Genomic DNA, 20,298 nt, shown 5'->3' on the forward strand with positions numbered 1-20,298 from the left:
TGAACTATTGCTTTAAAAGATTGATTTCCTCAATTTGGTCTTGATTAATAATTGGGAGTAATGCTATGCTACCTTGGGTCCAGGTCTCTTTCTGGTAACTGCTGCTATTTCTTCTGCGCTCGTAGTATTAGCAGAAGTTCCATTGCTTATGCCTGATTCCTGCAAATCTGTTGGTGACTCTAAGTTGTTCTCGGTATTTTGCTCGATCGATTCTTGTGTCATCTCTTTTACTTTTTTCTCTGCTAGTGTGTTAATACAGTCTAAGAAATGTTTATTCCGTATACGAGTAAATTATTTTTGATTCAGTTTTTCCTGAATAAACACTTCTGCTAATTACATAGGTTTCGCTTTTGCGATATTATGCAATCATTAACGGTGTGTCTATGCGTCCTCGTCAAAATATTACTGACCTGTTTTCTACTTTTATACAATTTAATGCCGATCGCTTCAGCCATTGGATTACTGAACCAAAGTTGCGTCGGAGTATGGAAAATGCTATAACTTGGCTGCAACAAACCGAAGGTTCGGAAAGTTTTTGGGTGCTTTATTGGTATAAATATTGGCAAACTGAAGCAAATAATTTCAGTAAGTTCCATTTAACTGCTTATTTGCAAGAATCTTGTTATTGGGCGGCTCAAAAAACATCTGATAATTTTAGTAGTAATCAATATACGCTGTCTGATTGCTTTCAAATTGCGATCGCCAATCTCGATACAGTTCTCAACGGTTATAACCCAACACAGGGATTTCCCTTAAAAAATTACGCTAGTGCTATTTTCAGCAGCACTATTCGTAACTTGCTGCGCGATCGCCTTGAAGTTAATATTAGTACCACTTGGTCACTATTACGCCGCATTAGCCAAAAGCGACTGGTAGAATCTTTGCAACAAGCTGGTTTATCCGAAGAAAAAATCGCTACTTATGTCTTAGCTTGGAAATGTTTTAAAACTCTTTATCTACCAGAACAAGCCACTGGAACACGGAAGCTACCAACACCAGATAAGGCTACTTGGGAAGCGATCGCAAATTACTACAACCAACAGCGGATCGCTCAACTACAACCAGGTGCTAGTGAAGTTAACTCCGAAATCTTAGAAAAATGGTTGACAAATTGTGCTAAAGCTGCTCGTAACTACTTATATCCGCCTGTGGTTTCGTTAAACGCCTCAAAACCAGGGCAAGAAACCGATGAGTTTATTGACTCATTACCGGAAACGGCGGCAGAATCCTTACTTACAGAAATGATTGCACAGGAGGAAGTGCAAAATCGTGCTGTTCAAATTGAAAGTATGAAGACTGTTTTGGATGGTGCGATCACTAAACTAGACCCGGAAGCGCAAAATATTATCAATTTATACTACGGTCAAAACTTAACGCAACAGCAGATTGCTCAACAGTTAGAAATCAAACAGTACACTGTTTCCCGTCGCCTTACCAAAATCAGGGAATCTCTGCTTTTAGCATTAGCACAGTGGAGCCAAGACACGCTGCATATTTCCCCCAACTCAAATGTATTAAAAGATATAAGTATAGTTATGGAAGAATGGCTTAAGGATAATTTAAGTAATTCTAACTTTTAATCTACTAGCGAGTAACTGTCATGATTACCAATTCATCTGTTTTTAATTCTACTCAAATCTGGTTAGAATTTTCTGCCCAACAGCAAAACCAAGCATGGGAAAATAGTCAATCTTTTTCCCTACCTTCTAGCCGTTGGAATGCTTATCTGAATCAAATTTGCTTAACTACGGTATTACCTTGGTTGCAGGAAGAATACGCACCAAAAGCTAAAGTTTGGCCGAATAATGCTGCTTTACCCAGTTTTTGGGAAGTGGTAAATGGCACAGCTATTGTTTTAGATAATACGAGATTTGTTTTAATTCCTAGTGAAGCGATCGATCGAAGCGAATTACGAGTACCGCAAGAATGGGTTGATATTCCCAGTTGGATGGCAGATTATTATCTAGCTGTGCAAGTTAATCCTGATGATAGGTGTGTAATTATTTGGGGATATGCTAGTCATGAGCAATTGAAACAGGGATTTTATGATGTAAGCGATCGGACTTATTCCCTACCTCAAGAAAATCTAATTCATGACCTAAATGTATTGTGGCTAGCGCGTCAACTTGCAACAGAAGAAATAACTCGTGCTGAAGTTACTCCTCTAGCTATTTTACCGCAAGCACAAGTAGAAAATTTGCTGCAACGTTTAGGTAATCTAGCTATTATCGAACCTCGATTAGCAGTACCTTTTGAATTGTGGGGAGCTTTATTAGAACATGGGGGTACAAGACAACAATTATATTACCGAAGAATGGGATTACCACAGCAGCAATCTATAGTTAATTGGCTGCGTACAGGGGTATCAGAAATTGCTCAACAAATCGGCTGGAAAAGGATTGAATCACAACCGGATTTTGCCGGAGCTAAAGGAGTAGAATTAACAGAGGGTGAAGCTATTTTATCTCGCCAATTGCAGATTGCAGGTCAACAATATGAGCTACAGGTATTTCCTCTGAAGAATTTAGAGCAGCAAACTTGGCGTTTTCAACTGCAAAATTCGGCTCCTGGTGGTGTAATTCCTGGTGGCTTTAAATTGAGACTTTTAACGGAAGATTTACATCCTTTTGCAGGTAATGAAGATGTTGCTCTTACTGCACAAGAACGACTTTATATTGATGTATGTCTTGCACCTGGAGAAGGATTGGTTTGGGAAATCGAGCCTTTTCCAGAGAATTACGATCGAGAAATTTTACACTTTTAGTGCGATAGTCTAAACTCCAGTAATCAATAGACCTCTCCAAAATTACAATTACGTTACCAGAACCCTTGTAGAGACGTTTCATGAAACGTCTCTACAATCTGGGAAAGAAAAAGTCTAATAGCTCTTGCATTTTTAGGGGGGTTGTCTACTATAATCTAGGTAACTTTACAAAACTAAACATCATGATTAGTACTGTAGTTGCTCCCGATCGGGTACTCCAACAGTTAAACTGGCGGTACGCTACCAAAAAGTTTGATTCCGACAAAAAGATTCCTGCTGAAGTTTGGAAAACCCTGGAACAAAGTTTAGTACTAGCACCTTCCTCGTTCGGGTTACAACCTTGGAAGTTTTTTGTAGTAAATAATCCCGAACTTCGCCAAAAATTAGTGGAACATTCTTGGGGACAAACACAGGTTGTTGAAGCTTCCCATTTGGTAGTTTTGGCGATTAAAAAAGATATCAATGCCGCAGATGTAGACCACTACATAGAACGCATGGCTGAAGTTCGCCAAGTGCCTGTCGATTCTTTACAAGGCTTCAGCAATGTAGTTAAAAATTTCCTGAAAAATCCTCCCGTGAATCTTGATGAATGGGCTGCTAGACAAGTTTACATTGCGTTAGGTCAATTGATGACTGCTGCGGCAATGTTGGAAATTGATACTTGTCCAATGGAAGGTTTTAATCCTGCTAAATACAATGAATTATTAGGATTAACAGAGCAGGGATATTCCGCAGTTGTAGTTTGTCCACTCGGTTATCGTGCCGCAGATGATAAATATGCTGTCATGCCAAAAGTACGTTTTCCCAATGAAGAAGTAGTGCAATATATCTAAAGAAAATTGTAGAGACGTTGTATACAACGTCTCTACAATTTTTGACCGCAGATGAATTTAATTATTCTGGTCTTAACTTTGTTCTGGAATGAATTTTAATGATACTCCATTCATGCAGTAACGTAGACCTGTAGGTTTTGGGCCATCATTAAATACGTGACCTAAATGCCCACCGCAACGGCGACAATGAACTTCAGTTCTGGTCATGAAAAAAGAGCGATCGGTAGTTGTTTCGATCGCACTATCAATCGGCGCAAAAAAGCTAGGCCAACCAGTACCACTGTTGAATTTAGTATCCGCAGTAAACAGGGGTAACTCACAACCAGCACAGACATAAGTACCTTTGTCATAAAGTTTATCTAATGGACTGGTGCCTGCTCTTTCCGTGCCATGTTTCCGCAACACATTAAACTGCTCAGGCGTTAAAATTTCTCGCCATTCTTGTTCAGTTTTAGTAACTTCAAATTCTTCCTTGGATGTGGTCATGGTATTTAGGGCAAAGTTAGTATACTGAGATAAGAGCACCACGAGGCGGAGCCTCTATTTCTCGTTCCCAGTTTGAAACTGGGAACGAGGTCTTGGGAGGTTCTACCTCCGCTGCTGCAAGATCTGAGTAGATTAAGCACTTGGCTAATGTTTCTACTTTCACTTTACCTTAAATTTAATAAAATTTCAGCGTTTAATTTGGCTTTCAGACTGATTCAACTTAGGAATTTGAGAGGAGAAATTCTTGAGTTCTGTTAGGGAAAAAATTTGGCTGCTATTTAAGAGTTGAGATTTACTTTTATTCAAACTCTGACGGCGTAGCGCCAAGGTACAAATTTTGCACATAAGCAATTAACCTTGAAATTTTACATCCAAATTCAGTAAATTTCAATCCTTTCTAACCAGGTAGTAGTCATTTTGCAAGTCGTGTTCTAGTTGTTTGATTTCTACGCGAGTAAATCCCGCATCAGCTAACATTTGCAATGCTTTTTGTTGACCCCAAACTGTACCTAATCCCATGCCACCATCTGCCAGGGAAACTGTCATGCAGTGCATACAGGAAATAGTGTAAAGGAATGGGGCAACTGGATGATCCAAGTTATCACTTACTTCGGTGGCTGCGTGGATATCTTGCATCAAATAAACTCCATCAGGACGCAAGGCTTTTTGGATGTTCTGTAAAACTAGATCGGGTCTGGCTTGGTCGTGAATTGCGTCAAAGGTGGTAATTAAATGATAGCGATCGCTTTCGTCAAACGTAGCAACATCTTTAATTTGAAAGCGAACGTTAGTCAATCCTTTTTGTTGAGCTTCGGCGCTAGCATTGGCGATCGCTTCTGCCGAAATATCATATCCCCAAAATCGACTATTAGGATATGTCTTTGCCAATTTGTTCATCGCTCGACCACTACCACAACCAACATCTAACACATTAATTCCTCTTTCTAAATCTTCCACTAATCCAGGAATTAATGGTAAAATATGTTCTTCCAAAGCAGCTACCACCGTTTGTCCGCTCTCTTCCGCCATGACTTCATGAAAGCGTTTATATTCCGAATAAGGTACACCGCCACCTTTGTAAAAACAGTCTACAATTTTGTCTTCTACTGCTCCTAAAACAGAAATAAATTGGGTGATCGGAGCCATATTATTTGCGCCAGCAGAGCTAGTTAAAAATGCAGAGTGTTCTGGAGGCAAATCATAAGTCTTATTATCAGGATTGTAATCAATTAACTGTCCTGTCACCATTGCCCCTAACCATTCGCGCACATACCTTTCATTTAAGCCTGCGGCATCAGCAATTTCCTGGCTAGTAGCAGGTGGTAATTGTGCTAAAGTATCAAACAATTTGGTACGATGACCGATGGAAATCATGAGCGCAAGTGCGCCATCATTGAGGACACCAAGTATGCGATCGGTAAATATTTCTGCTTTCGTTTCGTCAAAAATTTGTGTTGCCATAATTATTTATTCCTGTTTTACGCTACATTGACAAATGGAAATAGGTGATTAATAATCACTAAGGAGAGAAGTAATTAAGGGTGATACTTTTACTATTTTTATTACTTCGCTCTGGAGATTCCTAAAGGTTAGGCAACAGTCGGGAAGAAGTAGGGAAGATGTACAGTTAAAAAAAGTTATTGCAGGGCGTGAACACTTACTTAATTAAGTAAAAATTATCACTTAAATATTTTGTGGCGCTTTCTAAATTTTAGGCATAGATTTTAGATAATCAATTTAGTACCGATGGAATTACAAAATAATACTTATGGCATTACAAGATAGTACAACTGGGGATTCACCTTTAAAACTTAACCGACCACATACAGTGGTGGTCTTAGCGATGAGTGCTGACGGAAAAATTTCTGATGTAGCCCGTTCTCCAGGAGGTTTTGGCTCGTCCGCAGACCATCAGCATCTAGAGAATCAGATTGCTAAAGCCGATGGTCTTTTGTGGGGTGCAGGGACTCTTCGCGTGGATGGAAACGCTGAAAAAGATGTCGATCCTACCCTGAGCGAACAACAGCAAAACCAGGGAAAATCCCCTTCCCCAGTACAAATTGTTTGCACTAGATCCGGTGAAATCGATCCAAAATTAAAGTTCTTTCAACAACCGGAGAAACGCTGGCTAATCACTACTAGCCAAGGTGCGAAAAACTGGCAAAATCGCTCAGAATTTGAGCGCATTATAGTATTAGAAACAGAAACAGGAGCGATCGATTTAGTTAAAGCTTTAGAAGAGTTAGCAAGCTTGAATATAAAATCCCTAGTTGTATTGGGTGGAGGCGAATTGGTTGCATCTTTGTTAAAAGTAGACTTGATTGATGAGTTTTGGTTAACTGTTTGTCCATTAATTATTGGAGGTGCAAAGGCACCTAGTCCGGTAGATGGTGAAGGATTTTACTGGCAAACATCTCCCCGCTTAGAGTTATTAAGTGCTGAAAGGGTTGAAGAGGAAATCTTTATTCACTACCGCGTAAAACGGTAATAGCAATTCGATGTCAAATCAAGAAAAACAACAGCCAACTATTCACACAGAACGATTGATTTTGCGCCCGTTCATGCTGACTGATGCACCAGAAGTACAAAGGTTAGCAGGCGATCGCGCTATTGCAGCAGTTACCCAAGCGATTCCCCATCCTTATGAAGATGGGATGGCTCAAGATTGGATTAATAGTCATCCAAAAAGTTTTGCAGAAGGGAATGGAGTAGTTTTTGCGATCGCATTTCTTGAAACTAATATGTTATGTGGCGCAATTGGTTTATTAATAAATCAAGAGCATAATCGTGCTGAATTAGGTTATTGGATTGGTAAGCCTTTTTGGGGAAATGGTTATTGCACTGAAGCAGCTTTAGCTGTAGTAAAATACGGCTTTGAATCTTTAGGATTACACCGAATTCATTCTTCCCATTTTTCTAGTAATCCGGCTTCTGGTAGAGTGATGCAAAAAATCGGAATGCGTTATGAAGGTTGTCTGCGTCAACATATTTTGAAATGGGGAAAATTTGAAGATACTGTAAAATATGGAATTCTGAAAAGTGAGTGGAAAAGTTAGGTTTTTTTTGAACCGATCCAGACGCAGAGAACGCAGAGAGTGGAAAAGGAGGAGTAGGGGCGAAACATACCCTTTTTGTAGTTATTAAGGTGAATTAAATGCTTAAGTTTTACTTTAGTCCGATTTCAATCAATGCTCGTCGTGTTTGGGTGGCTTTGTTAGAAAAACAGATTGCTTTTGAGCCTGTGGAAATGAAGTTAGATGGCGATCATTTTCAAGCTGAATTTACGGCGATTAACCCTTTGCAACGAGTTCCTGTAATTATTGATGATGGCTTTAGAGTGGTGGAATCTTTGGCGATTTTGGATTATTTAGAAGCGAAATATCCAACACCATCTTTGATGCCGAAAGAACCTCAAGAAATAGCAAAAGTTCGCATGGTAGAAATGATTACTGTCAATGAAATTCAACCCGCGACTGTGCTAATTACTAAACAAATGGTTGGATTAGAGGTGGAATCGGCTAAATTAGAAGCAGCAAAAGAACGCATTAATACAATATTGCAGTTCTACGAAAATTTATTGGGTGACAACACTTATTTTGCGGGAGAAATGTTTAGTTTAGCGGAAGTTGTAGCGGGAACTTTGCTGCAATCTTTACCAATGGTTGGGATTGCGATCGACATTTACCCCAAACTAAATAACTGGTTAGAAAGATTGCAACAGCGAGAAAGTTTTCAGCAAACAACTGCTTCACCCGAAAAAATCCAAGCCGCACTTCCCCATATCAAAAAGATTTTGGCAACTCGTTAAGTTTGTAATCAAAAGTCCGTTGTAACGACTTCAGTCGGTTACTTGTCAGATAGAATGACTGAAGTCATCACAACGGACTGGGGATTTTCATAGTTTTTTATGGCCAACCTTTATAGTCTTCTAAATCTTCGCCACCTACGCCAATTGCTGTGTTAAAGATAGTGGCATCAGAGATGTTTAAATCATTCATGGAAGCGCCATAAACATTGGAGTCATTAATGGTAGCTTTAGCAAAATTTACGCCATCGAGATTAGTTTGGCGCATATCTACGTTAGTAAGAAAAGCTTCTGTTAAATTGGCTCCCTTTAAATTAGCGCCAGATAAATCGGCTCCTTCTAAATTGGCACCTTTGAGATTAGCACCTTTAAGATTAGCTTCTGTCAAATCAGCACCAATTAAATATGCGTTACTCAAATTTGCTCCTGACAAATCGCAGCGAGAACATTCCCCAGTTGACAATAATTGTTGTACATGAAGCGGATTAAAAGCCAGCACGGGGCTAGTCAAAAACAGGGGTGCGAATAGGCTTAATGTCGCTAAATGAAAGAGTCTCATCATCTTCCCCCTCGTAAAATTGGGTTTACTTAATTTCCTCACTCTTCTATTTTGTCACTAAATCGATTTGTGCTGTTGATCTTTCGCACAAATTTAATGTGACAGCAGGAAGACTGTAGCATTGATCTATTACACTGGGTTTGTGTGTGTTAGATCACCAGTAATTTTATAATTTAGATTTGATTCCAAACATCTATCTGGTTGCTTAGACTAGGGAAAGGATATTAAAGCCGAGAGGCAGATGGTAAGATGATTTTTTCCATTTTGAATCGCTCAAATTGTGTATTTTTGCGATCGACTATTTCCATTTCCACCACCGAAAAACCCATTTTTAAGAAGAAATGTTTCGAGATGTGACTGGCTTCAGTGTGTAGGCGTTGCACATTTTGAGCGATCGCATAATCTTCTAATTGAGCGATCGCATAATCTTCTAATTGCTGATAAATCTTGGTGGCAAAACCTTTTCTAGCAACACGAGTAGCTGTGTAAATAAAAGCAATACGATCGAGGGGATTTAATTGTCCAAAAGCTACCAATTGCCCTTTGTCAAGTGCCACAATGGTTAAACCTTGACTAAGTAAATGGCGAAATTCTTCTAAGTCTTCAGGAAATGATGACCAAACTTCGATTTGTTTAGCATTATATGCAGTTGCACCGATGCCAATTACGGCATCTCGATAAATTGCTGCTAAAATTTCTGCATCTGATGGCTGATACTCTCGAATTAACATTTTAGTTACCTAGTTCGTTGTCAGCACTGCATAAACTTTTATAATAATTCTAATTATGTAATTTAGTGAGGTCTTAGAGTTGAGCGACGAAAATTTAGTAGAACAAGCATGGATAGCATTGGAAAAGTCAATTATTTATTATCAAGGACGACCAATTGGTACGCTTGCAGCTTGCGATCCAGATATTGCAGCATTAAATTATGACCAATGTTTTATTCGTGACTTTGTTTCTTCAGCACTGATTTTTTTAATTAACGGCAGAAGTGATATTGTACGTAATTTCTTAGAAGAAACGTTGAAATTACAGCCGAAAAAAACGCAGTTAGATTCCTCAACACCTAGTCGTGGTTTGATGCCAGCTAGTTTTAAAATTGTTTCGGTTAATGGGAAAGAATATTTAAAACCTGATTTTGGTGAACACGCGATCGGGCGAGTTGCACCTGCTGATGCAGGTTTGTGGTGGATTATTTTGTTACGGGCTTATGCGATCGCAACAGAAGATGATTCTTTAGCTAAAAGAGAAGATTTTCAAGAGGGAATTCGCTTAATCTTACAACTTTGTTTAGTAACTCGATTTGATATGTATCCGATGGTATTAGTTCCTGATGCAGCTAGTATGATCGATCGCCGCATGGGATTATATGGGCATCCTTTGGATATTCAATCATTATTTTATGCCGCACTTCGCGCTAGTTTGGAACTCTTAATCCCTAATGAAGAGAATCAACTGATTATTAAAGCAGTACATTCTCGCTTGCCTTCTTTACTAAAGCAATTACGAGAAAATTATTGGTTAGATATTGATAGATTGAATGTAATTTATCGTTATCAAGTAGAAGAATACGGAGAACAAGCCCTCAATCAGTTTAATATTTATTCTGATTCAATTCCCTTTTATAAATTAGCCAAATGGTTGCCGGAAGCAGGTGGTTATTTAGCCGGAAATTTAGGCCCTTCGCAATTAGACAGTCGCTTCTTTTCTTTGGGTAATTTAATGGCAATTATTGTTTCCTTAACTGATGAACTACAATCACACAGAATCTTGAATTTGATTGAATTGCGCTGGACTGATTTAATCGGTAATATGCCGATGAAATTATGTTATCCAGCTTTGGAAGATATAGAATGGAGAATTGTTACTGGTGCCGATCCAAAAAATCGTCCTTGGTCATATCATAATGGCGGAAGTTGGCCTGTTTTACTTTGGATGTTAACCGCAGCAGCGAAAAAAATGGATCGTGGTGAATTAGCACATCATGCGATCGCGATCGCAGAACGTCGCCTCTTGAAAGATCATTGGCCGGAATATTATGATGGTCAAGATGGTCGTTTAATTGGTAAAGAAGCTAGAAAATACCAAACTTGGACAATCGCTGGTTATTTATTAGCTAAGGAGTTTCTTGCTAATCCAGATCACCTAAAGTTAGTAACTTTCCCATTGGAAAATGTCTCAGTATGACAATTTTTGGTGTTTAAATAGCTAGAAAAAATCACCCAAATTCAACTATGAAAAATCTGCCTTGGTTAAAATTATCTATTGCGATCGCTTTTTCTACTGCGATCGCCACACCTCAACCTAGCTTGGCGCAAAATGTTACTTTCTTCTGTGGTACTAGTAATGGTTCTCCTGCTACTATTGTCCGCACTTCCACAAAAGAAGTACCGCTAATTATCTGGGATATTACTAACTCAGGTCAAGGAAGTAGTCCGCAACAACGCTGCGAAGAAGTTGCCAGTAATTTCCAAAATTATCGCAGCCAAGGCAACCTTAATTACATTACTACAGAGCGAAAAGATGGGCAATTAGTTGTATGTTACGCACCAAAAGAAAATGAACCTTGCACTGGCATATTGTTTCCCTTAAATGCTAACGAAACAAATCCCAAAACCGCCTTACAAAGGATTTTTCGGATTCGAGTAGTTTCTAGTGCGCCAATTAATGAAACAGGCGATCGACTTTACATTAGCTTAGATAAGTTTCTTAATGGCGGATATCCCAGTATAAATCCTAATAATAGGCCAAATCCTCGTCCTCAACCTACTCTTAATAGTAAGCCCTCTACTCCTAATAATAGTACTACCTCTCCTCAATGATGGAAAAAAATGAAACTTTATTATCAATTATCGGCGGCATTAGTTGGGACGGCTATTGTAACTTTGCAACCTTTAATGGTAGTTTCGCAAAGTTCAGTTGACGAACAAGCGATCGCCAGTATGGCAAAAGAAGTCACAGTAGTAATTAATGGACAAAATCCCGGTTCCGGCGTAATTATTGCCAAGCAAGGTAACACTTATTATGTACTCACTGCCAAGCACGTTGTTGCTACTCAAGACGAATATGAAATAGTCACTTCTGATGCTATTAAACACCCTTTAAATTACAGCACAGTACAAAAATTTCCCGGAGTAGATTTAGCTTTGGTGCAGTTTACTAGTAATAAAAATTATCGAGTTGCTCAACTGGGAAGCGCAACTAATATCACAGAAGGTGCAACAGTTTATGTATCAGGTTGGCCTCATCCTGGGCCTGCAATGACCGCAAGAATTTACCAAATGACTAAAGGTAATGTTTCCGGTCGTCCATTGGCAACTTTAGAAGATGGATACGAATTAGTTTACACTAATGTTACTCGTTCCGGGATGAGTGGTGGCCCTGTTTTGGATACCCAAGGGCGCGTGGTTGGTATTCATGGTAGGGCGGAAGGAGAAGCAATTTTTAATCCTGATACTGGGCAAACAATTGATGTTAAATCAGGCTTTAATTTAGCAATTACAATTAACACCTTCTTAAAAAACGCTACTCAAACTAAAATTAACTTAGTTTATTTAGGAGATGATTTTACTTTAGTAAATACTTTGCCTGATACTAAAAAAGTTTTATCTGTTGCTATTAGTCCCGATGGACAAATTATCGCTAGTGGTTTAGCAGATGGCAACATCAAATTATGGAACAAAAACACTGGAAAAGAGTTGCGTGTTCTAGCTGGACATTCTAGCACAATCGATTCCCTTGCTATTAGTCCTGATGGTCAAACTCTTGTTAGTGGCAGTCGGGACAAAACGATTAAAATTTGGAATATTCAAACTGGACAATTGCTACACACTCTAACAGAAACTCCTGGTTCAATTGTATCTGTTGCTATTAGTCCAGATGGACAAATGATTGCTGCTGGTAGTGTGGAAGACAAAGTTATTAGAATTTGGAATTTGCGATCGGGAAAATTATTACACAGTTTAAGCGGACATTCTTATTCAATTTGGTCGATCGCTTTTTGTTCAGATAGTCAAACTCTGGTAAGCAGCAGTGCAGATAAAATTATCAAAATTTGGGACGTAAACAAAGGTCAATTACTGCGTAATCTAAGCGGAACTTTAAATGTTATTAGGTCTCTTGCCGTTAGTCCATACGGATCAACTATCGCCAGTGGAACTTATAGTAATAAAGACGTTATAGGAGGAGAAAGTAATACTGAAGATGATGCGACTATTAAAATTTGGAATCGCAATACTGGCGAATTATTGCGGACTTTAAAAGGTCATACGAGAACTATTTCTGCTTTGGCGATCGATCCCTTTGGACATATTCTTGCTAGTGGCAGTTACGACGGTACTATCAAAATTTGGAACTTGCATAGTGGACAATTATTACATAGTTTGGATGTGCGCGATCGTAAAGGAATTCCTGCGGAAGTTTTCTCACTTGCTTTTAGTGGAGACGGGCAAACTTTGATTAGCGGAAATATAGATGGCACAGTGAAAATTTGGCAATTAACTAAACCTTAAAAACTGGAAAAATAATCAAGATTTTCAAAGTAGGAAATCCGCCTTACGCGCCTTTTAGTTTCACTCCTAATAATCAAGTAGAGCAATGTAGATGAAAAAAGCTTTTACAAGTAGTTTTTTAACTGTAACTCTGTTTGTTGTGCTACCTTTAGCAACAAATCATTTAGTACAAGCGCAAAGTCCTATAAAACAGCAACAAACCGAAGTAAATCAATTATTTCAACAAGCTGTTGAACAATATCAAACAGGTAAGTTTTCAACAGCGTTACAAACTTACCAACAGGTTTTGCAACTGCAAAAAAAATTAAATAACCAAGCTGGCATTGCCGAAACTCTTGATAATATAGGTGAAGTTTATACAAGTTTGAGTGAATACAAACAAGCTTTAGACGTTTTACAACAAGCTTTAACAATTCGGCAAAAACTAAACGATAAAGCTGGTATTGGCGAAACTTTGAATAATTTGGGTTATGTTTATCGCTTGTTAGGCGAATATCCCAAAGCTTTAGAATTACATCAACAAAGTTTAGCTATTGCCAAACAAATTAAAAAACCTGCAATTGAAGGGGAAGCATTACACAATATCGCTGCGGTTTATGCGGCGCAAGGTGACTATAATCAAGCTTTAGAATTATATCAACAAGCTTTAATTATTCGGCAACAAGTCGGAGACAAACGAGACGAAGGACGCACTCTTAACAACATTGGTGGTGTATATTTTAATGTAGGAGAATATCAGAAAGCGATTAATTACTATCAACAAGCTTTGGCAATTCGTAGAACGCTTAAAGATCGAGCGGGTGTCGGGCGAATTGTGAGTAATCTTGCTTTAGTTTATCGTCAGTTAGGCGAATATGAAAAAGCTTTAGAATTTTATCAACAAGCTTTGCCAATTTTGCAAGAAATCGGCGATAAGGCTAGTGTTGGTAGTACCTTAAATGGGATGGGAATTATTTACGAAAATCAGGGAAAGTATGAACAAGCTTTAGTAACTTATCAACAATCTTTGCAAATTGCTCAAGAAATTGGCGATCGCCCCGGCATCGGCAATACTTTAGATAACATTGGTGGTATCCTTTATAGTCAGGGAAAGTATCCTCAAGCCTTAAAATCCTATCAAGAAGCATTAGCAATCAGACAGCAAATTGGCGATAAATCAGGTTTAGGAAATTCCTTAAATAATCTGGGTGGAGTTTACTTTAACTTAGGACAATATCCCGAAGCCTTAAAATTTTTGCAGCAAGCTTTAACTATACGGCGAGAGATTGGGGATAAAGCGGGAGAAGGAAAAAATTTAGATGCGATCGGCAATATTTACGAACAACTAAAACAGTATAATCAAGCATTAGAATATTATCGTCAAGCCTTAGCCATTTCTCAACAAATCAGCGACAAAGCAGCCGAAGGTAACACATTAGAAAACATAGGTAGTATCTACGCAAATTTAGGAGAATATTCCCAAGCAGAAAAGCTTTTATTTCAATCATTATCTATGCGTCAAACTATTGGTGACAAAGCCGGAGAAGGGAGAAATTTAAATAGTATCGCCAACGTTAAATTCAAATTAAAACAATATCCTCAATCTTTAGAAAATTTACAACAAGCTTTAGTTATTTTTCAAGAATTAGGCGACAAAAGCGGCGAAAGTATTACTTTAAGCAATATTGGCTATCTATTAGAACAACAAAATCAACCCACATTGGCAATTGTTTTCTACAAAAAAGCGATTAATATCATAGAAGCAATTCGCCAAGATTTAAAAGTATTATCAATTGAACAACAACAATCATTTACAAATACCATTACCGATACTTATCGCAACTTAGCCAACTTATTGCTTAAACAAGATAGAATTATCGAAGCACAGCAAGTTTTAGATTTACTCAAAGTCCAAGAATTAAATGATTACTTGCGAAACGTGCGCGGAAATGAACAAACCGCCAAAGGTGTTGATTTATTATCTCAAGAACAGCAGATTACAGAAAAGTATAATCAAGCAATAAAACTAGGTAAAGAACTGGTACAATTACGCAACATTCCAGATAATCAAAGAACGCCACAACAACAGCAAAGAATAGCTGAATTAGAGAAAATTCAACAACAAATTCGCACAGATTTTAACGATTTCATTCGTTCCCCAGAAATTGTTACCCTCTCTCAAGAACTGAGTCGCACAACTAAAAATCAAAACCTAAACTTGCCAAATTTAAATCGCTTACAACGTTCCTTACAACAATTACCCCAATCAACAGCAATCCTTTATCCGTTAATCTTAGACGATCGCATAGAATTAGTATTAGTTACAGCGTATTCTCCCCCCATTCGGCGTTCAATCCCTGTTAAACGTACACAACTCTATCAAGAAATTGTCAAGTTTCGTGGCGCACTACAAAACCCTGAAATAGATGCTAAAGTATCAGCCAGACAGTTGTATAATTGGTTAATCAAACCTATAGAAAACCAACTTGTTCAAGCCGACACAAAAACAATTTTTTACGCCCCAGATGGACAATTACGTTATATTCCTTTATCCGCCCTTTTCGATGGCAAACAATGGTTAGTGCAGCGATTTCAAATTAACTATATTACCGCCGCAACTTTGAGCAACTTTAATATCGTACCCAAACCTAATCCACGCATTTTGGCAGCAGCTTTTAGCCAAGGAAATTACACAGTAAAAGCGGGAAATCGACAATTAGTTTTTGCCGGACTACCCTTTGCTGCACTAGAAATAAAAAATTTAGCTGAAACCCTTCCTAATACTACTAAATTATTAGATAATGACTTTAGTCCTGCCACAGTAATTCCTACTTTAAATGAATATAACATCGTACATTTAGCCACTCACGCTGCCTTTTTAACAGGTTCGCCAGAAGACTCATTTATTTTATTTGGGAATGGTGAATTTGTTACCCTGCGAGATGTCGAAACTTGGTCACTTTCTGGTGTAGATTTAGTAGTATTGAGTGCTTGCGAAACTGCTGTCGGGGGAAAATTAGGAAATGGAGAAGAAATTTTAGGTTTTGGTTATCAAATGCAAATAGCAGGCGCTTTAGCTTCTATCTCCTCATTATGGGCAGTTTCCGATGGAGGAACTCAAGCTTTAATGGACGGATTTTATCTGGCATTAAAAACAGGAAATGTTAACAAAGCAGAGGCTTTAAGACGATCGCAAATTGCCCTAATTACTAGTAACGCTCAAGTGGGAGGAGAACAGCGAGGATTAGTTATTCAGCAAGCCACCCGTAGCTATTTACCCTCACAAGTTATCCAACGCCTCAATCACCCTTATTACTGGGCACCTTTCATTTTAATAGGCAACAATTAAAATCGTTAGTAGCGACATCAGTCGCGATCCGATCCCATTCGTTGTGACGACTTCAGTCGTTTTACCATGCACATTGAAACTTTAGCAATTCACGCCGGACATCAAATTGACCCCGCTACAGGCGCAGTAGTAACGCCAATTTATCTTTCTACTACCTTTGAGCGTTCATCAGATGGCAGTTATCCCCAAGGTTATGATTATATTCGCAGCAATAATCCCAATCGAGAAGCTTTAGAAAAATGTGTTTCCCAGTTAGAAAATGGCGCAGTTGCAGCGGCTTTTTCTTCCGGTTCTGCGGCAACAATGAGTGTATTTCAAGCCCTTTCTCCCGGCGCTCATGTAATCGCCCCAAATGATATTTATTCGGGTACATCTTTGCTATTAAAAGATATCTTAGCACCTTGGGGATTAGCAGTAACTTTCACCGATTTAACTAATCCTGATTTAGTTGCCGAAGCTATTCAACCAAACACTAAATTAATTTGGATAGAAACACCTTCCAATCCTTTACTAAAAATTACCGATATTTGCCAAATCGCGGAAATTGCTCATCAAGCAAATGCTTTATGTGTTTGTGATAATACTTGGGCTTCTCCTATAGTGCAAACTCCTTTAAATTTAGGTGCAGATTTGGTAGTTCATGCTACTACTAAATATCTCGGTGGACATAGTGATGTTTTGGGAGGTGTAGTTATTAGTAAAACTGAAAATGAGTTTTTCCAGAAAATTAGAAAAATTCAAAAAGTTGGTGGTGCGGTAGCTGCTCCCTTTGATTGTTGGTTAGTCATGCGGGGAATTCAAACTTTACCTTACCGAATGCGTGCCCATTCCGAAAATGCTTTAAAAGTGGCTGAATTTTTAACTAATCATCCCCAAGTAGAACAAGTTTATTATCCCGGTTTAAAACATCATTCAGGACATGAAATTGCCCGAAAGCAAATGCAACTGTTTGGCGGGATGATTTCTTGTCAAGTGAAAGGTGGAAAAGAGAAAGCTTTTGCTGTTGCGGCTAAGGTGAAAATTTTTACTAGGGCGACTAGTTTGGGTGGTGTGGAAAGTTTAATTGAACATCGAGCTTCAATAGAAGGAAAAGGCACAAAAACACCGGAAAATTTATTGCGTTTATCTATTGGTTTAGAACATCCCGATGATTTAATTAATGACCTTGCTCAAGCATTGGAATGATTTTTTTGTAGATGGAGGGTGACGGGTGGTGAGCTATAGGTATTTGTATTGCTTGTTGCCTTCTTTCGTAATATTCCAAATTTATACTGATGAGTTAGCTACAGGGGAGAATATTGAGATCAAGGCTAATTATCACAAATTTCTAGGTGGTACTGTGACTATTCACCCTCAAGGTATTTTGAATAACTACATACAACTACTAGGCACTATTTCCTTGTTATTGCTGAGTTCCCACAATCCCCTATCGGCTCAAATCATTCCCGATGCCACACTACCCAGCAATAGTGTTGTCACTCCCCAAGGAAACACCTTTCGTATTGAAGGCGGTAGCACCTCTGGCAGTAACCTATTCCACAGCTTTCGAGAATTTTCCGTACCCACAGGGGGAGAAGCATTTTTCAATAATGCTCAAAATATTCAAAATATTTTCAGTCGAGTTACAGGGAAAAATATCTCAAATATTGATGGATTAATTCGCGCCAACGGCACAGCTAACTTATTTCTGATTAATCCCAACGGCATTATTTTCGGCCCCAATGCACAATTAAATATTGGTGGTTCCTTTATTGGTTCTACTGCTAATAGTATTAGGTTTTTGGATGGAAGTGAATTTAGTGCTGTTAATCCTACTGCATCATCTTTGTTAACAATTAATGTGCCCATTGGTTTGCAATTTGGCACCAATCCAGGCAGCATCGTGAATAGTTCGCAAGCAACAGTACAAATAGAGCTACCAACTCTTCCGATCCCACTTCCTTTTGATAACAAAGTGGGATTAGCCACACCACCCGGTCAAACATTAGCTTTAATTGGTGGCGATATTCAACTTAATGGCGGTAACTTAACCGCTAGTAGCGGACAAATTCATCTTGGAAGTGTAGCCAGTCCGGGTTTAGTTAGTTGGATAACAACACCACAGGGTTTAACTTTTAACTATGACAATATTGCCAACTTTGGCAACATTCAAATATTCGGCGGTTCTACTCTCAACACTACTGGATTGGGGGGTGGGAAAGTAGATATTCGTGGTGGAAATGTCAACCTCAACGGTGGGCGAATTTATGCACTGACTTTGGGAAATATTGACGGTAGAGGTATTGATATTAACGCTCAAAAATTGCGGGCTGAAGGTGGGGGACAAATCTCCACGCTGACAGTAGGAAGTGGTGCGGGGGGTGCGGTCAATATCCGGGCTACTGATTCAGTAGAACTGATCGGGATTGGATTTGAAGGCTTTAAAAGCTTTGTCAGTAGTTTTACAGTATCTGGATTGCTCAATCCTTTTGACCCACAAATTATGTTGTTCAGTGGCACTACTGACAAGGGAAATGCGGGAAATATTACGATCGATACAGCAAAACTGCTGATGGACAATGGAATTTTATCGGGTAGTCCCACTTTAGGTGCTGGCAATGCCGGAAATATGACCTTTCGTGCCAGGGTTTTCGATATGGTTGGTTCAGGCATCAACAGCGGGACAATTGCCGGGAGTACGGGTAGGGGAGGAAATATCACCTTTGAGGGAGAAAGTTTAATCGTGCGCGATGGCGCTGCTATTGTTAGCATTACTCGCAGTGGAGCGCGATCGGGAGATATCAACATTAAAGCTTCGGAATCAGTAGATATCTTGCGAACTCCTGATGGAAATCCTGTGCCCACCTTTATTGGTGCCACCGCCATCAGCGTTAATGGGCAAGCCGGGGACATTAATATTGATACGAAGCGGCTGCGGGTTTCTGAAGGCGGCGGAATTAGTTTATCCAGCGGATCAGTTGTGGGCGATCGACCTTTGAATACAACTGCTGGACCAGGAGGCAACCTCACAATTAAAGCTACTGAGTCAGTAACAGTAGAAGGTAGTTCTGGAGTTCTGGCTAATGGAAGTCGCACGGCTAGTTTCATCTCCGCTGATGCCTACTCTGCTAGTCCTGGAGGGACTATGCAAATTTTTACACCTTTGTTGATTCTCCGGGATGGAGGACTGATTTCTACGGCATCTTTAGGTAGAGGAGATGCGGGAAGCATTACGATTAATGGGGGTCGTGTAGAGGTGATTGGGAATGGGGGTCAAGGTGAATTTAACAGTCAAATTCAGACTTCCGTTGGTATTGCATCCGGTGTCACCAATCCTAATGCTACGGCGAACGGAGGTTCGCTCAATCTGAATGTTGGGCAATTAATTATTCGCAATGGCGGAACAGTCAATCTGCAAGCTTTGGGTACGGGACAGGCTGGTAACATTAATGTGGTAGCAAATGCGATCGCACTTGACAACCAAGCCAGCATTGACGGCAGAACAGAATCCGGTTTAGGCGCAAATATCAACCTGCAAGCATCAGATATCCGCTTGCGTCATGGTAGTCGAATCAGCACGGATGCGGGTAATGCTAATGGCGGCAACATTACTATCAAAACTAATACCTTAGTCGCTTTGGAAAATAGCGACATTACCGCCAATGCACAACAAGGTTCTGGTGGTAGAGTCAGCATCACTGCACAAGGCATTTTTGGTACTCAGTTCCGCCAACAACTCACACCTCAAAGTGATATTACCGCTTCTTCAGATCTCGGCGCAGAGTTTAGCGGCATTGTGGAAATTCAGACTCCAGAAGTTGATACTAGTGCTGGTTTAGTTGAATTACCAGAAAATTTCACTGATATTAGTAATCAAATTGTCGCTGGTTGTTCCGCTTCTGCGGGTAACAGCTTCGTGATTACTGGAAGAGGCGGTTTACCCGAAGATCCTAACCAAACCCTTAGAAGTCAGACAGTTTGGCGCGATTTACGTGCTTTTGGGGAGCAGAGGAGATGGGGAGATGGGGGG

The 20,298-nt window shown here is 39.4% G+C and carries 17 protein-coding genes; 12 read left to right on the top strand and 5 right to left on the bottom strand.

What is annotated here, in order from left to right; genetic code table 11:
* Positions 1 to 63: 63 nt before the first annotated feature.
* The gene (locus IQ264_RS17205; protein WP_193982025.1) at positions 64 to 222 is read right to left on the bottom strand and encodes a hypothetical protein; all 159 of its coding nucleotides are present in this window, start codon (positions 220 to 222) and stop codon (positions 64 to 66) included.
* Positions 223 to 383: 161 nt separating this feature from the next.
* Between IQ264_RS17205 and IQ264_RS17210 the strand changes: the two genes are divergently transcribed.
* The 3 genes from IQ264_RS17210 to IQ264_RS17220 all read left to right on the top strand — a co-directional run bounded on the left by IQ264_RS17210 (position 384) and on the right by IQ264_RS17220 (position 3,597).
* Positions 384 to 1,580, top strand: a complete 1,197-nt coding sequence (locus IQ264_RS17210; RefSeq protein WP_193982026.1) for a sigma-70 family RNA polymerase sigma factor — start codon at positions 384 to 386, stop codon at positions 1,578 to 1,580.
* Positions 1,581 to 1,600: 20 nt separating this feature from the next.
* On the top strand, positions 1,601 to 2,764 hold the full coding sequence (locus IQ264_RS17215) for a DUF1822 family protein (protein WP_193982027.1): 1,164 nt from the start codon (positions 1,601 to 1,603) through the stop codon (positions 2,762 to 2,764).
* A 182-nt stretch (positions 2,765 to 2,946) separates the two neighbouring features.
* Positions 2,947 to 3,597 carry an NAD(P)H-dependent oxidoreductase gene (locus IQ264_RS17220; RefSeq protein WP_193982028.1) on the top strand — a complete coding sequence of 217 codons (651 nt, stop codon included), beginning with the start codon at positions 2,947 to 2,949 and terminating at the stop codon, positions 3,595 to 3,597.
* A 72-nt stretch (positions 3,598 to 3,669) separates the two neighbouring features.
* Here IQ264_RS17220 and msrB read toward each other — a convergent pair whose 3' ends face one another.
* Complete coding sequence (msrB, locus tag IQ264_RS17225) at positions 3,670 to 4,083, bottom strand: peptide-methionine (R)-S-oxide reductase MsrB (protein WP_193982029.1); 414 nt, start codon at positions 4,081 to 4,083, stop codon at positions 3,670 to 3,672.
* 387 nt (positions 4,084 to 4,470) lie between these two features.
* On the bottom strand, positions 4,471 to 5,544 hold the full coding sequence (locus tag IQ264_RS17230; protein ID WP_193982030.1) for a class I SAM-dependent methyltransferase: 1,074 nt from the start codon (positions 5,542 to 5,544) through the stop codon (positions 4,471 to 4,473).
* 307 nt (positions 5,545 to 5,851) lie between these two features.
* Between IQ264_RS17230 and IQ264_RS17235 the strand changes: the two genes are divergently transcribed.
* The 3 genes from IQ264_RS17235 to IQ264_RS17245 all read left to right on the top strand — a co-directional run bounded on the left by IQ264_RS17235 (position 5,852) and on the right by IQ264_RS17245 (position 7,891).
* Positions 5,852 to 6,571 carry a RibD family protein gene (locus IQ264_RS17235; protein ID WP_193982031.1) on the top strand — a complete coding sequence of 240 codons (720 nt, stop codon included), beginning with the start codon at positions 5,852 to 5,854 and terminating at the stop codon, positions 6,569 to 6,571.
* Positions 6,572 to 6,581: 10 nt separating this feature from the next.
* Entirely contained in the window at positions 6,582 to 7,139 is a 558-nt protein-coding gene (locus IQ264_RS17240) for a GNAT family N-acetyltransferase (protein ID WP_193982032.1), read from the top strand.
* A 98-nt stretch (positions 7,140 to 7,237) separates the two neighbouring features.
* Positions 7,238 to 7,891 (top strand): glutathione S-transferase family protein, encoded by a 654-nt coding sequence (locus IQ264_RS17245; protein WP_193982033.1) that lies wholly within the window; start codon positions 7,238 to 7,240, stop codon positions 7,889 to 7,891.
* A gap of 97 nt (positions 7,892 to 7,988) precedes the next feature.
* Here the strand turns inward: IQ264_RS17245 and IQ264_RS17250 are convergent, their stop codons facing one another.
* Positions 7,989 to 8,450: a pentapeptide repeat-containing protein gene (locus IQ264_RS17250; RefSeq protein WP_322744727.1), complete on the bottom strand. Its 462-nt coding sequence runs from the start codon at positions 8,448 to 8,450 to the stop codon at positions 7,989 to 7,991.
* 221 nt (positions 8,451 to 8,671) lie between these two features.
* Positions 8,672 to 9,178 carry a GNAT family N-acetyltransferase gene (locus tag IQ264_RS17255; protein ID WP_193982034.1) on the bottom strand — a complete coding sequence of 169 codons (507 nt, stop codon included), beginning with the start codon at positions 9,176 to 9,178 and terminating at the stop codon, positions 8,672 to 8,674.
* 79 nt (positions 9,179 to 9,257) lie between these two features.
* Here IQ264_RS17255 and IQ264_RS17260 point away from each other — a divergent pair, with 79 nt between their 5' ends.
* The 6 genes from IQ264_RS17260 to IQ264_RS17285 all read left to right on the top strand — a co-directional run.
* On the top strand, positions 9,258 to 10,637 hold the full coding sequence (locus IQ264_RS17260) for a glycoside hydrolase 100 family protein (RefSeq protein WP_193982035.1): 1,380 nt from the start codon (positions 9,258 to 9,260) through the stop codon (positions 10,635 to 10,637).
* A 47-nt stretch (positions 10,638 to 10,684) separates the two neighbouring features.
* A complete protein-coding gene (locus tag IQ264_RS17265; RefSeq protein ID WP_193982036.1) occupies positions 10,685 to 11,272 on the top strand; it encodes a COP23 domain-containing protein in 588 nt (195 codons plus the stop codon).
* Positions 11,273 to 11,281: 9 nt separating this feature from the next.
* On the top strand, positions 11,282 to 12,961 hold the full coding sequence (locus tag IQ264_RS17270) for a trypsin-like peptidase domain-containing protein (RefSeq protein ID WP_193982037.1): 1,680 nt from the start codon (positions 11,282 to 11,284) through the stop codon (positions 12,959 to 12,961).
* 91 nt (positions 12,962 to 13,052) lie between these two features.
* Positions 13,053 to 16,289 (top strand): CHAT domain-containing protein, encoded by a 3,237-nt coding sequence (locus tag IQ264_RS17275; protein ID WP_193982038.1) that lies wholly within the window; start codon positions 13,053 to 13,055, stop codon positions 16,287 to 16,289.
* Between the two features lie 66 nt (positions 16,290 to 16,355).
* Positions 16,356 to 17,474, top strand: a complete 1,119-nt coding sequence (locus IQ264_RS17280) for a trans-sulfuration enzyme family protein (protein ID WP_193982039.1) — start codon at positions 16,356 to 16,358, stop codon at positions 17,472 to 17,474.
* A gap of 154 nt (positions 17,475 to 17,628) precedes the next feature.
* Positions 17,629 to 20,298 (top strand): filamentous hemagglutinin N-terminal domain-containing protein (locus IQ264_RS17285; RefSeq protein WP_322744728.1); only part of this gene is annotated, 2,670 nt, incomplete at its 3' end.

It is taken from the genome of [Phormidium] sp. LEGE 05292, assembly GCF_015207735.1.
GTDB lineage: Bacteria > Cyanobacteriota > Cyanobacteriia > Cyanobacteriales > Aerosakkonemataceae > Floridanema.

Excerpts from the sequence above, each read along its gene's own strand:
- IQ264_RS17205 (WP_193982025.1), bottom strand. The coding sequence starts at position 222 with ATGACACAAGAATCGATCGAGCAAAATACCGAGAACAACTTAGAGTCA.
- IQ264_RS17210 (WP_193982026.1), top strand. The coding sequence starts at position 384 with ATGCGTCCTCGTCAAAATATTACTGACCTGTTTTCTACTTTTATACAA.
- IQ264_RS17215 (WP_193982027.1), top strand. The coding sequence starts at position 1,601 with ATGATTACCAATTCATCTGTTTTTAATTCTACTCAAATCTGGTTAGAA.
- IQ264_RS17220 (WP_193982028.1), top strand. The coding sequence starts at position 2,947 with ATGATTAGTACTGTAGTTGCTCCCGATCGGGTACTCCAACAGTTAAAC.
- msrB (WP_193982029.1), bottom strand. The coding sequence starts at position 4,083 with ATGACCACATCCAAGGAAGAATTTGAAGTTACTAAAACTGAACAAGAA.
- IQ264_RS17230 (WP_193982030.1), bottom strand. The coding sequence starts at position 5,544 with ATGGCAACACAAATTTTTGACGAAACGAAAGCAGAAATATTTACCGAT.
- IQ264_RS17235 (WP_193982031.1), top strand. The coding sequence starts at position 5,852 with ATGGCATTACAAGATAGTACAACTGGGGATTCACCTTTAAAACTTAAC.
- IQ264_RS17240 (WP_193982032.1), top strand. The coding sequence starts at position 6,582 with ATGTCAAATCAAGAAAAACAACAGCCAACTATTCACACAGAACGATTG.
- IQ264_RS17245 (WP_193982033.1), top strand. The coding sequence starts at position 7,238 with ATGCTTAAGTTTTACTTTAGTCCGATTTCAATCAATGCTCGTCGTGTT.
- IQ264_RS17250 (WP_322744727.1), bottom strand. The coding sequence starts at position 8,450 with ATGATGAGACTCTTTCATTTAGCGACATTAAGCCTATTCGCACCCCTG.
- IQ264_RS17255 (WP_193982034.1), bottom strand. The coding sequence starts at position 9,178 with ATGTTAATTCGAGAGTATCAGCCATCAGATGCAGAAATTTTAGCAGCA.
- IQ264_RS17265 (WP_193982036.1), top strand. The coding sequence starts at position 10,685 with ATGAAAAATCTGCCTTGGTTAAAATTATCTATTGCGATCGCTTTTTCT.
- IQ264_RS17270 (WP_193982037.1), top strand. The coding sequence starts at position 11,282 with ATGAAACTTTATTATCAATTATCGGCGGCATTAGTTGGGACGGCTATT.
- IQ264_RS17275 (WP_193982038.1), top strand. The coding sequence starts at position 13,053 with ATGAAAAAAGCTTTTACAAGTAGTTTTTTAACTGTAACTCTGTTTGTT.
- IQ264_RS17280 (WP_193982039.1), top strand. The coding sequence starts at position 16,356 with ATGCACATTGAAACTTTAGCAATTCACGCCGGACATCAAATTGACCCC.